Genomic DNA, 12,339 nt, shown 5'->3' on the forward strand with positions numbered 1-12,339 from the left:
TGACCGCGCCATGACGTCACCGGCTGCCGCTCAGCCAGCCTGCAAGTTTTCCACCGCGTCCGACGGCGCGAAGCCTGTCCTCCGTCGCGTCGCGCACCGGGTCGGTGGCCACCACGAGCAGTTCGTCGCCCCGCCGCAGCATCGTCGATGGCAGCGGCACGAAGCTGCGGCCTTCGCGCACCACGAGCGTCACGGCCGCCCCGCGGGGCAGCCTCAGCTCGTCGACCTCGACCCCGTGCATCTTCGACCCGTCCGGGATCGCAACGGACAGCAGGTGTCCCTGCAGACGCTCCAAGGGCGCGGATTCGATACCCAGATCGGCCGCCTGGCGTTCGTCGACGTTGCCCAGGTGCAGGTGTCGGGCCACCCAGGGCAGTGTCGGCCCCTGTACCAGCGTGTAGATGATCACAAGGACGAAGACGATGTTGAAGATCCGCTTGCTGTCCGTGATGCCGGCCACCATGGGGATCGTCGCCAGCACGATGGGCACCGCTCCGCGCAGGCCGGCCCACGACATCAGGGCCTGGTGGCGCCATGGGACGCGGAACGGAACGAGGCTCACCACCACCGACGCCGGTCGTGCGAGCAGCGTCAGGAACAGGCCGATGATGATCGCGGGCACGATGTCGTCGCCCAACTCGTGCGGTGTCACCAGGAGTCCTAGGAGGACGAACAGGCCGATCTGCGCGATCCAGCCGAGCCCTTCGGCGAAGCCCAGCGTCGCGGGTCGGTGCGGCAACTTGGAGTTGCCCAGGACGAGCGACGCGAGGTAGACGGCGAGGAATCCCGACCCGTGTGCCAGGGCCCCGGCGGCGTATGCGGCCACTGCGATCGCCATGACGGCGATCGGGTACAGGCCTGACGCAGGCAGGGCCACGCGCTTGAGTCCGTACGCGCCGAGCCAGCCCACCGCGATGCCGATGGCGGCTCCGATGAGCAGCTCCAGAGCGATCTCGCCGAGCAGCACGTACCAGTGGTCGATCGGCCCCGTTTTGGAGAAGGCCACCACGAGGATCACCACCGGGGCGTCATTGAACCCGGACTCGGCTTCGAGGACGCCTGTCACCCGCTTGGGAAGGGAGATGTTCCGCAGCACCGAGAACACCGCGGCAGCGTCCGTCGACGACACCACCGCGCCGATGATCAGAGAGGGGCGCCAGTCGAGACCCACCAGGTAATGCGCGGCTGCCGCGGTGACGAACACGCTGGCCAGGAGGCCGACGGTGGCCAGGACGGCAGCAGCGGGCACCACGGGCTTGATCTCGTGCCACTTCGTGCGGAGGCCGCCTTCGGCGAGGATCACCACCAAGGCGGCGTAGCCCAGCACTTGAGTGAGCTGAACGTCATCAAATGTGAAGCCGAACAGACCGTCCTGTCCGATGATCACGCCGATGCCGAGGTAGATGAGAAGGGTCGGAAGTCCGCTGCGCGAGGCGAGCCGCACGGCAACGACGGCGACCAGGAGAACCGAGGCGCCGATCAGCAGGATCTCGTTCAGGTGGTGGACAGTCAGGGGCTTGGTCCTTTCAACTTCATTGCCTTAGCTAACATTTTACCCTCCCTTGACGTTCCCCGGTCCACCGCATGGGCACCCGGACGCCGCGTCCCACGGTCATAGCGCGTGCGCCTATGGTTGCCCTTGCACCACGAGCGCTTGATCATCCGGTTCACCCTGCCCCTCGAAGGACAGCGATGCCCGCACGGAAGAAGTCCCGCCGCCTACGCATCATCGTGATTGCGGTCGTGCTCCTGCTCGTGGCGGGACTCGGGTACGGGTCGTACTGGAGCGTGAGCACCGTGCGGGCCTCCTTCCCCCAGACGTCCGGCTCCTTGAAACTCAAGGGCCTGTCCGCGCCTGTCGACGTCGACCGGGACGCCAACGGCATCCCGCAGATCTACGCCGACACCCCCGACGACCTGTTCCGCGCCCAGGGCTACGTCCAGGCGCAGGACCGCTTCTACGAGATGGACGTCCGGCGTCATCTCACTTCGGGGCGGTTGTCGGAGATGTTCGGAAAAAGTGAGGTCGAGACCGACGCCTTCCTGCGCACGATGGACTGGCACGGCATCGCGCAGAAGGAGTACGACACCGAACTCGACGCTTCGACGAAGGAGTACCTGCGCGCGTACACCGACGGCGTCAACGCGTATCTCAAGGACCACAGTGGTGCCTCGCTGTCGGTGGAGTACGCCGCGTTGTCCTTGAGCAACAACTACAAGCCCGAGCCGTGGACTCCGGTCGACTCGGTCGCGTGGTTGAAGGCCATGGCGTGGGACCTGCGCGGCAATATGCAGGACGAGATCGACCGCGCGCTGATGACGAGCCGGCTCAGCCAGTCGCAGATCAAGGAGCTTTACCCGGACTATCCCTATAGTCGCAATCAACCGATTGTCGACGCGGGGACGGTGGATCCGACCACCCACGTGTACACGCCGGCCGGTTCGAGTGACACTTCCAGCTCCACGGACTCGGGCAGCCCGCAGGGCCTCAGTACGTCGGTGGACACCCAGTTGGCCGGGATTTCTCAGATCATCGACCAGATGCCCACGCTGCTCGGTCCGTCCGGCAGCGGTATCGGCTCGAACTCGTGGGTGGTCTCGGGCAAGTACACGACGACCGGCAAGCCACTGCTCGCCAATGATCCTCATCTCGCGCCCCAGCTGCCGTCCATCTGGTACCAGATGGGCCTGCACTGCCGCACGGTGAGCAAGTCCTGTCCGTACGACGTCACGGGCTTCACGTTCTCCGGCATGCCCGGTGTGATCATCGGCCACAACCAGGACATCGCCTGGGGGATGACCAACCTGGGCGCGGACGTCACCGACCTCTACCTGGAGAAGGTCACCGCCAACACCTACCTGTACGACGGCAAGCAGGTGGCGTTCACCAAGCGGCGGGAGACGATCAAGGTCGCCGGCGGGAAGTCCCGTACGATCACCGTCCGCGTGACGAACAACGGTCCGCTGATCTCGGACCGGAGCGACGAGATCCGCACGGTCGGCCAGACCGCACCGGTCACCGATCCACCAGGTGGCGTGAACAGCGGCTACGCGGTCGCCCTGAAGTGGACCGCGCTCCAGCCGTCGAAGACCATGGACGCCGTCTTCGAACTCGACCGGGCTACCGACTTCGACCAGTTCCGTGCGGCGGCCGCCGACTTCGCGGTGCCGTCGCAGAACCTGATCTACGCCGACACCAAGGGCAACATCGGCTACCAGGCGCCCGGCAAGGTCCCGATTCGCGCCAAGGGCGTCGACGGGACGTACCCCGTGCCCGGCTGGGACCCGCACTACAAGTGGACGGGCTACATCCCGTCCAAGGCGATGCCCTACGAGTACAACCCGAAGCGCGGCTACATCGTGACCGCCAACCAGCCCGTCATCGACCAGAACAAGTATCCGTACCTGCTCACGGACGACTGGGACTACGGCACCCGCAGCCAGCGCATCAACGATCTGATCGCGTCCAAGATCAAGGACGGCGGCAAGATCTCCATGGACGACATGCAGTCCATGCAGAACGACGACAGCAGCGAGATCGCCAAGCTGCTCGTGCCGTACCTGCTGAAGATCAACATCACGAACGACAAGGGCAACTATGTGCGTGACGCACAAAAGCTGCTCGAAGGATGGGACTACAACCAGGACTCGGACTCGGCCGCCGCGGCGTACTTCAACGCGGTGTGGCGCAACGTGCTGAAGTTGGCGTTCGGCAACAAGCTGCCCAAGGAGCTACGTCCCAAGGGGCAGTGTCTGAGAGTGCCACCGGTCGGCGAGACCGGCCCGGTCGACAACCTCGACGGCAAGGCGAAGACGGTCGAGGAGTGCGGCGAGCGGGACGCGGACGAGGCACAGCCGGACGGCGGCGACCGCTGGTTCGAGGTGGTCCGCAACATCTTGCAGAAGCCGGAGAGCCAGTGGTGGACGATGTCCACGACCGCGTTCTTCGGTGTGGATCAGGACAAGTCCCACCGCAGTGACCGCGACCAGCTGCTCGAGCAGGCCATGAAGGACGCCCGCTACGAGCTGACCGCCAAGCTGGGCAAGGACATAAACACCTGGAGCTGGGGTCGACTGCACAAGCTCGACCTGAAGAACCAGACGCTCGGCACCGACGGCCCCGGTGTCGTGAAGTGGATGCTCAACCGCGGCCCCTGGGAGCTCAGTGGCGGTGAGGCCGCCGTCGACGCCACGGGCTGGAACGCAGCCGGCGGGTACGACGTCGTCTGGGTGCCGTCCATGCGGATGATCGTCAACCTCCAGGACTTCGACAAGTCCCGCTGGATCAATCTCACCGGGGCGTCAGGTCACGCGTACAACGCCCACTACACGGACCAGACGAGCCTGTGGGCCGACGGGAAACTGTTGCCCTGGTACTTCTCGGACAAACGCGTCGACAAGACGACAAAGGCGAAGATGGCGCTCACTCCGTAGCGCCGCCCCGGGGGCGGGCGAAGTGCCGCACGCCCTCCGGGGTGACGGCGGCGTCGACGAGGTGGTCGTGCGGTTCACGCGGAACCGTGTCGACCACCTCGTGCGCGTAGAGGAGTACCGCGAGCACCGGATGGGCCTCGGCGGCGGCAAGGCGCTCAAGGACCCGGTCGTACGAGCCGCCGCCCCGTCCCAGCCGTGTCCCCTGGCCGTCCACGGCGAGCCCGGGCAGAAGGACCGCGCGCGCCTGGGTGACTGCCTGCGGTCCCAGTCGCGGGCCGGTGGGTTCCAGCAGTCCGCGCCGGGTGCGCTCCAGGGTGCTGGGGCCGGCGTAGTCGGCCCAGTCGAGGTCGTTGTCGTCCTGCAGCACAGGTAGGAGCACCCGGGTGCCCTCTGCGTGCAGGGCGTCGAGCAGATCGTGCGTCCCGGGCTCGGTGCCCATGGATGCGTACGCGGCGACTGTCCCGGCGCTTGCCAGGGGCGCCCAGTCACGTACCCTCTGGACCAGCGCCGCGCTCGCCGCCTGGCGTTCACCTGTGGTCAACGCGCGCCTGGCCTCCAGGAGCCGCGCCCGCAACTCGGCCTTGCGGGTTCGCATCTCGCTCATACCATGCCCAGTCGTTGTTTATCAGCCACAATCCACCCGTTCTTCATCTTCTCCACATTCGCCGCCGCTATGGTGCTCGCCATGACGAGTACACGTACACGGATCTCCAAGGCTGTCATCCCGGCCGCGGGCCTGGGCACCAGGTTCCTGCCGGCCACCAAGGCGACTCCCAAGGAGATGCTGCCGGTGGTGGACAAGCCGGCGATCCAGTACGTGGTCGAGGAGGCTGTCGCGGCGCAGCTGTCCGATGTGCTGATGGTCACAGGTCGCAACAAGCGGCCGCTGGAGGACCACTTCGACCGCAACTACGAGCTGGAGGAAGCGCTCCGCCGCAAGGGCGACGAGTCCCGGCTGTCGAAGGTCCGTGAGTCGAGCGACCTCGCCACCATGCACTACGTGCGGCAGGGCGACCCCAAGGGACTCGGGCACGCGGTGCTGTGCGCCGAACCGCACGTGGGCGACCAGCCGTTCGCGGTGCTGCTCGGCGACGACCTCATCGACCCGCGCGACCCGCTGCTCTCTCGGATGATCGCCGTCCAGGAGGAGTACGGGGGCAGCGTCGTGGCGCTCATGGAGGTCGACCCCGCCAGCATCCACCTGTACGGGTCTGCCGCCATAGTGCCCACCACTTACTCCGACGTCGTCCGCGTCACGGACCTGGTCGAGAAGCCCGAGAGGTCGCAGGCGCCGTCCTTCTACGCGGTCATCGGGCGGTACGTGCTCGACCCCGCGGTGTTCGAGGTGCTCAAGAAGACCCAGCCCGGCCGAGGCGGCGAGATCCAGCTCACCGACGCGCTGCGTGAGTTGGCCCACCATGAGGCCGACGGCGGCCCGGTGCACGGCGTCGTGTTCACCGGTCGCCGCTACGACACCGGCGACCGGGCCGACTACCTGCGTGCGATTGTCCGACTGGCATGCGAACGTGAAGACCTGGGACCAGATTTCCGGACCTGGCTGCGTTCGTACGTCAATGAGGAGATGCAAGAGTGAGTCACGGCGTCGATCGTGTGTGGTCCGTCACCGAACACCTCGAGAACATCCTGGGGCAACTCCGCCCCCTGGAGCCGATCGAGCTGCAACTCCTCGACGCCCAAGGGTGCGTGCTGGTCGAGGACGTGACGGTGCCGACCTCGCTGCCCCCGTTCCCGAACAGTTCCATGGACGGCTACGCCGTCAGGGTCGCGGACACCAAGGCGGCGACCCGCGATCATCCCGCGGTGCTCGATGTGGTCGGCGACATCGCCGCGGGCAGCGACGAGCCGCTCGTCGTCGGACCCGGGCAGGCCGCCCGCATCATGACCGGCGCTCCCTTGCCTCCTGGGGCCGAGGCCGTGGTCCCCGTCGAGTGGACGGACGGCGGTACCGGGGGCGGCCCGGTCGACTCCATGGCGGCATTCGGCACAGATCCAGCAGGCGCCGGCGGAGAGGTGCGCGTCCACAGGGCCGCGGAGGCGGGGCAGTTCGTTCGTGAGCGGGGCAGTGATGTCACCGCCGGGGAACTGGCGCTGTCCGCGGGCACGGTGCTCGGAGCGCCGCAGATCGGACTGCTGGCCGCCGTGGGCCGCGGCACGGTCACCGTGCGTCCGCGCCCACGCGTCGTGGTCGTCTCCACTGGCAGCGAGCTGGTCCAACCGGGTGAGGAGCTGGGTCCGGGCCGCATCCACGACTCCAACAGCTTCGCGCTGACCGCTGCCGCACGTGCCGCCGGCGCCATCGCGTACCGGGTCGGTGCCGTTGCCGACGAGGTGGAGACCCTCCGCGCCACCATCGAGGACCAACTCATCCGCGCGGACGTCGTCGTCACCAGCGGGGGAGTCAGTGTCGGTGCCTACGACGTCGTCAAGGAGGCATTGTCGTCGCTGGGCGGCTCGTTCGGCGAGGACGCTGAAGAGGCCGCCGGGCACGTTGACTTCCGCAAGCTCGCCATGCAGCCGGGCAAGCCGCAGGGATTCGGCCGGATCGGCCCCGAGCGCACCCCGCTGCTGGCACTGCCGGGCAACCCGGTGAGCGCCTACGTGTCGTTCGAGATGTTCGTGCGGCCCGTCATTCGCACGCTGATGGGTTCGGAAGACGTTCATCGGCGGGTCGTACAGGCGAAGTGCACCACCGAGATCAAGGAGTCGCCGGACGGCAAGCGGCAGTTCCTGCGCGCGCAGTACGACAAGCGGTCCGGTACGGTCACTCCTGTGGGTGGCGCCGCGTCCCACCTGGTCAAAGCCCTCGCGCACGCCGATTCACTGATCGTCGTACCGGAGGCCGTCACCTCGGTCGCGGCCGGCAGCGAGGTCGATGTCGTCCTGCTGGACTAGCACCCGGCATCCCGGGTCGCGGGCCAGCGCGCCGCGCCCGGGCACAGGCCGGTACGGTGTCTGCCCAAGCGACCGTACCGGGAGAACGATGAGCAGCGCGCAGCAGCACCTCACCCATGTAGACGAGGCAGGCGCAGCCCGCATGGTCGACGTCTCCGCGAAGGACGTCACGGCGCGGACCGCGCGTGCCACCGGGCGCGTTCTGGTCGCCCCCCGTGTCGTCGAACTCCTGCGCGCCGACGGGCCCGACGGCGGCCTGCCCAAGGGCGACGCCCTCGCCGTCGCGCGGATCGCCGGAATCATGGGTGCCAAGCGCACCCCCGACCTCATCCCGCTCTGCCACCCGCTGGCGCTGTCCGGTGTGACGATCGACCTCGCGGTCACCGACCAGGCGGTCGAGATCGCCGCGACGGTCAAGACGACCGACCGCACGGGTGTTGAGATGGAGGCGCTGACGGCCGTCGCCGTCGCGGCGCTCACCGTGGTCGACATGGTCAAGGCGGTCGACAAGGGCGCCGTGGTCACGGACGTGCGGGTCGAGGAGAAGACCGGCGGCAAGTCCGGCGACTGGCAGCGGTCGTGACCGCACACACCGGCCACCGGCCTCCGCACGCCCTGCGCGCTCTGGCCGTCACCGCGTCGAACCGTGCGTCCGCCGGGGTGTACGAGGACCGGGGCGGGCCGCTGATCGTCTCGGCACTGCGCGAGCTGGGCTTCGCCGTTGACGGTCCCCGGGTGGTGCCCGACGGGGAGCCGGTTCGGGAGACGCTCGCCGAGGCGGTCGCCGAGGGTTACGACGTCGTGGTGACCACCGGCGGTACCGGCATCTCGCCGACCGACCGCACCCCTGAGGTCACCCGGACGGTGCTCGACTACGAGATTCCCGGCATCGCCGAGGCGATCCGGGCCGCGGGCCGCGAGAAGGTGCCCACCGCCGTGCTCTCCCGTGGCGTCGCCGGGGTCGCCGGCCGCACCCTGGTGGTGAACCTTCCCGGTTCGACCGGTGGGGTGAAGGACGGCCTCGCCGTGCTCGCACCGCTTGTCATACATGCCGTCGATCAGATCCGTGGCGGCGATCACCCGAAAGAGCAGTCGGATCACCACTCGGATGATGATCCGCATTCCGTCACTGGGAGACCGAGCTGAACGGGTCCTGGCCGGCCGAGTTGGTGGACGGTGACATCACCCTCCGCCCGATCCGGATGCGCGACCAGCGTGCGTGGCGCGAGGTCAACCGGCGCAACCGCGACTGGTTGCGCCCATGGGAGGCCACCGTTCCGCCCGCGCCGCCAGGGCAGGTCGCGCAGCGCCCCACCTACCGCCAGATGGTCAGGCATCTGCGCCGGGAGGCGAACGCCGGGCGCATGCTGCCGTTCGTCATCGACTACCAGGGGCGTCTCGCGGGGCAACTCACCGTCGCCGGAATCACCTGGGGCTCCATGTGTTCCGCGCACATCGGCTACTGGGTGGACGAGGCCGTCGCCGGTCGGGGAGTGATGCCCACATCCGTCGCACTCGCCGTGGACCACTGCTTCCGACGTGTCGGACTGCACCGGGTGGAAGTGTGCATTCGGCCCGAGAACGGCCCCAGCCGCCGGGTCGCCGAAAAGCTTGGCTTCCGCGAGGAGGGCCTGCGTCCGCGCTATCTGCATATCGACGGCGGATGGCGTGACCATCTCGTCTACGCGCTCACCGCGGAAGAAGTGCCCGACGGCCTCCTCGGCCGATGGCGGCAGGCAAGACCCGGGACTCCTCAGAAATAAGACAATTGTTCGACGGTAAAGCTCATCGCACAAAAATCTCGACGTATCAGCCAGATCGTGCGACACACCGGGCCGAATTGCCAATGGCGTGTCTCGATCACCCCTACCGTGTAACGCGTGAGCAGTAGCGGCCTCATCTACGCAGTCATCGTCGGGGCCTGGGCTGCCTATCTGGTGCCGATGTGGCTCCGTAGGCAGGACGAGCTCAACGAAGCGCGCCCGACGGAACGCTTCAGCACCGCCATCCGGCTGCTGTCCGGACGTGCGGCGATGGAACGGCGCGTCGCCAAGGCGCGCGGAGAGAGCGGCGACCCCGCCGACGACGCACCGGACGACGACGCCGACCCGGACGAGCCGGAGGAGTCGGTCGACGTCCGGGACCTTGCCGTGCCCGCGACCGAGGTACGGCGCCCCGCCGCACGCCCCGTGCCCGCCGCGTCCCAGGCAGCCGGCGGCCGAAACGCGGTCAGTCAGCGCGCCCAGGTGCTCGCCCGGCGTCGCCGCACCACCACCACGCTCTTCCTCGCCTTCACCATCGGGGCGATCGCCGCAGCCGTCGGCGGCGTCGCGCTGCTCTGGGTCCCCGCGATCCCCGCGGTCCTGCTCACCGTCTACATCGGCCAGATGCGCCGCCAGGAGCGCCGTCGCTACGAGGTCCGCCTCGACCAGCGCCGCGCCGCCGAGGCCGCACGCCGTCTCAGGTCGCCCCGCCCCGCCGCCCAGGCGCCTGAGCGCGGTCGTGACCGCGACGAGCGCCCCGTGCCCGCCGCGGACGCCCAGGCCGCCCGCCTCGCGCCCTCTGCGGCTCCCGCGCCGTCCCCGCGTTCCGCGGACCGACGCGCGCTGGTCGAGCAGACCGACCACGCCGAGTGGGTCGATCAGCAGCGCGCGCAGCAGTCCACCGACGACGGCTGGGCGCCCGTACCGGTGCCCCTGCCCACCTACGTCACCGCCCCGGTCGCCCCGCGTACGTCCGGGGGCGTCGACCTCGGCACACCCGACACGTGGAGCTCCGCGCGGTCCGGTACGACGCCGGGCGACTCCGCGGCAGCTCGCGAGAAGCGCGAGCAGCGGGACGCTCAGCAGTCCCGCCCGGCCGAACCGCGCGAGCAGCAGCCTCCCGTGCGTCGCCCCCGTGGTGCCCGCACCCCGCTGTTCGACCAGTACGCCGATCCCGACCGCCCCCGCGCTGCCAACGAGTGACGGTCGTGAACAGCCGATATCGGGTTCACGACCACCCTCGGCGAGATGCTAGAGTTTCCCTCGTTGCAAGGGCCTGTGGCGCAGTCCGGTAGCGCACCTCGTTCGCATCGAGGGGGTCAGGGGTTCGAATCCCCTCAGGTCCACAACTGCAACTGCCATCGAGTTCGCTCGGGGCAGTTGATGAGATCCCACCGATCACGATGATCGGTCGGGATCTTCTTCGTTTTCGGGCCGGCCGCGATCGATCGGTGCCGGGGCCGGCCCGTTCATTGCCCGGCCCGTTCGCCGAGGGTGCCCACCAAGGTGGGTCTCGCCGTCATTCTCCCGGACCGGGCCTCATGGGGGTCGATGCCGGCGCTCTCCGTGGATGTGAGGGGCCTTCGAAGGGCAGCGCACTCTGCCCTTGGCGCCCTCCCGCGCGCGCCGGGCACCGGGTATTCCTAGAGCCGTCCGCCTGTGCCGTGACAAGGGAATGCCTCATGCGTGCCCACGCAAACGACAAGACGCCGCGCGCTGCCGCATCCCACAAGGCGGCCGATCGAGCGGCTCCGCTCGCCTCGCCTCCTGGCTCGGCCCGTCTCGGCGGCATGAGCGGGTCGTCCCTCCTCGCCCTGCAACGTTCGGCGGGCAATGCTGCGGTGACCCGGATACTGGAAGAGGCCCAGCACGAGCACTCGAGCGCCAACGGGCATCAACCCCTTCCCCAGGCCCCTGCTGTGCAGCGCTCCGCTGTGGACGAGGTGCTCCGCAGCCCTGGCACGCCCCTGACTGAGCCGATCCGGCGGGACATGGAGGCACGGATCGGGGCGGACTTCTCCGACGTGCGGCTGCATGCCGGGACCGCAGCCCAACGGTCGGCGCGGGAGATCGGCGCCCGCGCGTACACCTCCGGCAACCATGTGGTCATCGGAGACGGCGGCGCCGACCGGCACACCCTGGCGCACGAGTTGACCCACGTCGTCCAGCAGCGCCGCGGCCCGGTGGCGGGGACGGACAACGGCCACGGCCTCAAGGTCTCCTCCCCGTCCGACCCCTTCGAGCGGGCGGCCGAAGCCAATGCGACGGGTGCTGAGCGGCCCGGCTCCCGAGCAGTCGAGCGCCGAGGCCACGCCGGCGGCGCAGCACGGTATGCCTGCCGTGCAGCGGGCTCTCGACTTCGCCAGGGGAGCCTGGTCGCGGCAAAATCTCGCGCCGGACCGGGTCGCCGTGCTGCTGGAGAAGGCGTCCGAGGAGAGCGAGGGAATCCACTTCTCCGTCCCGTACCGGGCGCTGTTCAAGGAGCTGGAGGACTCGCGCATCAGTATCGAGATCGGCGAGGAGACGGACTTCCGTGGTGCGCGCGCGATGTTCGTCCTCGACTCGACGACCGCTGAGGGCGGGGTGCTGCGCATCAAGCCCCCTGCTGCCGGCGCCTCGGCACGTGAACTGCGCGAGTTCGCCGCGACGGTCACGCACGAGATGCAGCACGCGTTCGACTCGGTGAGCGGCGGCTTCAAGGCCCAGACGCCCATGCAGACGATGAAGCAGCGGAAGATCTCCTCCGAGTTGCGGGCGTTCGGCGTGGAGGCGGCAGCGGCGTTCAAACTCGCCATCGGGGACAGCTATCCCCAGTCCGGGGGAAGCCGTCGGCGATCCTCGCGAGGATCGAGGAGAGCCGACTCTCCTCCGAGCGCAAACAGCTGGCCCTGGAGTACCACGCCATGGACGGATACGTCCGTTCCGGCGCGGATCCCCTCGCCGCCTTCGGGCGGGTGATCCCCGTCAGGGACAGCACCCTCCTGAACCGTCTCGCGGGGTACATGCGCGCCTATGAGGTGCTCACAGGTGACGTCCCGGACCGGGAGATCGCACTGACGTGGCTTCGCGAGACCCCGGCCGTCGTGCAGAAGGGGCTCGTGGAGGGCATCCACCTGTTCCACAACAATCGCCCCCAGGTCGACAGGTCCAGCTGAGGTCGGCTCCGCGAGGACGTGTAGCCTCGTCGGCATGCCAGGGGGCGACGGATCATGCGTGTGGCGGCAACGCC

Annotated in this window: 11 protein-coding genes, 1 tRNA gene and 1 pseudogene; 11 read left to right on the forward strand and 2 right to left on the reverse strand. The window is 68.7% G+C overall.

Features of this window, described 5'->3' with window-relative positions; all coding sequences use genetic code 11:
- Positions 1 to 16: 16 nt before the first annotated feature.
- Entirely contained in the window at positions 17 to 1,513 is a 1,497-nt protein-coding gene (locus C4U44_RS12105; RefSeq protein WP_103885703.1) for a potassium/proton antiporter, read from the reverse strand.
- 179 nt (positions 1,514 to 1,692) lie between these two features.
- Between C4U44_RS12105 and C4U44_RS12110 the strand changes: the two genes are divergently transcribed.
- Positions 1,693 to 4,434: a penicillin acylase family protein gene (locus tag C4U44_RS12110; protein WP_103885704.1), complete on the forward strand. Its 2,742-nt coding sequence runs from the start codon at positions 1,693 to 1,695 to the stop codon at positions 4,432 to 4,434.
- Here C4U44_RS12110 and C4U44_RS12115 read toward each other — a convergent pair.
- A complete protein-coding gene (locus C4U44_RS12115; protein WP_103885705.1) occupies positions 4,424 to 5,038 on the reverse strand; it encodes a 5-formyltetrahydrofolate cyclo-ligase in 615 nt (204 codons plus the stop codon). The two genes, C4U44_RS12110 and C4U44_RS12115, sit on opposite strands and share 11 nt — an antisense overlap.
- 81 nt (positions 5,039 to 5,119) lie before the next feature.
- Between C4U44_RS12115 and galU the strand changes: the two genes are divergently transcribed.
- The 10 genes and pseudogenes from galU (at position 5,120) to C4U44_RS41505 (ending at position 12,265) form a co-directional block, all read left to right on the forward strand.
- Entirely contained in the window at positions 5,120 to 6,028 is a 909-nt protein-coding gene (galU, locus tag C4U44_RS12120) for a UTP--glucose-1-phosphate uridylyltransferase GalU (RefSeq protein WP_103885706.1), read from the forward strand.
- On the forward strand, positions 6,025 to 7,347 hold the full coding sequence (gene glp / locus C4U44_RS12125; protein WP_103885707.1) for a molybdotransferase-like divisome protein Glp: 1,323 nt from the start codon (positions 6,025 to 6,027) through the stop codon (positions 7,345 to 7,347). Before galU ends, glp begins: the two co-directional genes overlap by 4 nt.
- Before the next feature lie 88 nt (positions 7,348 to 7,435).
- Positions 7,436 to 7,930, forward strand: a complete 495-nt coding sequence (gene moaC / locus C4U44_RS12130; protein WP_103885708.1) for a cyclic pyranopterin monophosphate synthase MoaC — start codon at positions 7,436 to 7,438, stop codon at positions 7,928 to 7,930.
- Between the two features lie 32 nt (positions 7,931 to 7,962).
- Positions 7,963 to 8,493 (forward strand): MogA/MoaB family molybdenum cofactor biosynthesis protein, encoded by a 531-nt coding sequence (locus tag C4U44_RS12135; RefSeq protein WP_103885838.1) that lies wholly within the window; start codon positions 7,963 to 7,965, stop codon positions 8,491 to 8,493.
- The gene (locus C4U44_RS12140; protein WP_103885709.1) at positions 8,490 to 9,110 is read left to right on the forward strand and encodes a GNAT family N-acetyltransferase; all 621 of its coding nucleotides are present in this window, start codon (positions 8,490 to 8,492) and stop codon (positions 9,108 to 9,110) included. Before C4U44_RS12135 ends, C4U44_RS12140 begins: the two co-directional genes overlap by 4 nt.
- A 117-nt stretch (positions 9,111 to 9,227) precedes the next feature.
- Positions 9,228 to 10,313 carry a divisome protein SepX/GlpR gene (sepX, locus tag C4U44_RS12145; protein ID WP_103885710.1) on the forward strand — a complete coding sequence of 362 codons (1,086 nt, stop codon included), beginning with the start codon at positions 9,228 to 9,230 and terminating at the stop codon, positions 10,311 to 10,313.
- A 69-nt stretch (positions 10,314 to 10,382) separates the two neighbouring features.
- Positions 10,383 to 10,456, forward strand: a tRNA-Ala gene (locus C4U44_RS12150).
- Between the two features lie 645 nt (positions 10,457 to 11,101).
- Positions 11,102 to 11,230 (forward strand): annotated as a pseudogene (locus C4U44_RS43590) (eCIS core domain-containing protein); the annotation flags it as partial.
- 148 nt (positions 11,231 to 11,378) lie between these two features.
- Positions 11,379 to 12,068 (forward strand): hypothetical protein, encoded by a 690-nt coding sequence (locus C4U44_RS42415; protein ID WP_235032031.1) that lies wholly within the window; start codon positions 11,379 to 11,381, stop codon positions 12,066 to 12,068.
- Complete coding sequence (locus C4U44_RS41505; protein ID WP_160145022.1) at positions 12,014 to 12,265, forward strand: hypothetical protein; 252 nt, start codon at positions 12,014 to 12,016, stop codon at positions 12,263 to 12,265. The genes C4U44_RS42415 and C4U44_RS41505 overlap by 55 nt, the downstream gene beginning before the upstream one ends.
- Positions 12,266 to 12,339 lie beyond the last annotated feature (74 nt).

The sequence above is a fragment of the Actinacidiphila yanglinensis genome, assembly GCF_900107965.1.
GTDB lineage: Bacteria > Actinomycetota > Actinomycetes > Streptomycetales > Streptomycetaceae > Actinacidiphila > Actinacidiphila yanglinensis.

Coding starts and splice junctions, on each gene's coding strand:
- C4U44_RS12115 (WP_103885705.1), bottom strand. CDS start 5,038: ATGAGCGAGATGCGAACCCGCAAGGCCGAGTTGCGGGCGCGGCTCCTG.
- C4U44_RS12110 (WP_103885704.1), top strand. CDS start 1,693: ATGCCCGCACGGAAGAAGTCCCGCCGCCTACGCATCATCGTGATTGCG.
- C4U44_RS41505 (WP_160145022.1), top strand. CDS start 12,014: ATGGACGGATACGTCCGTTCCGGCGCGGATCCCCTCGCCGCCTTCGGG.
- moaC (WP_103885708.1), top strand. CDS start 7,436: ATGAGCAGCGCGCAGCAGCACCTCACCCATGTAGACGAGGCAGGCGCA.
- galU (WP_103885706.1), top strand. CDS start 5,120: ATGACGAGTACACGTACACGGATCTCCAAGGCTGTCATCCCGGCCGCG.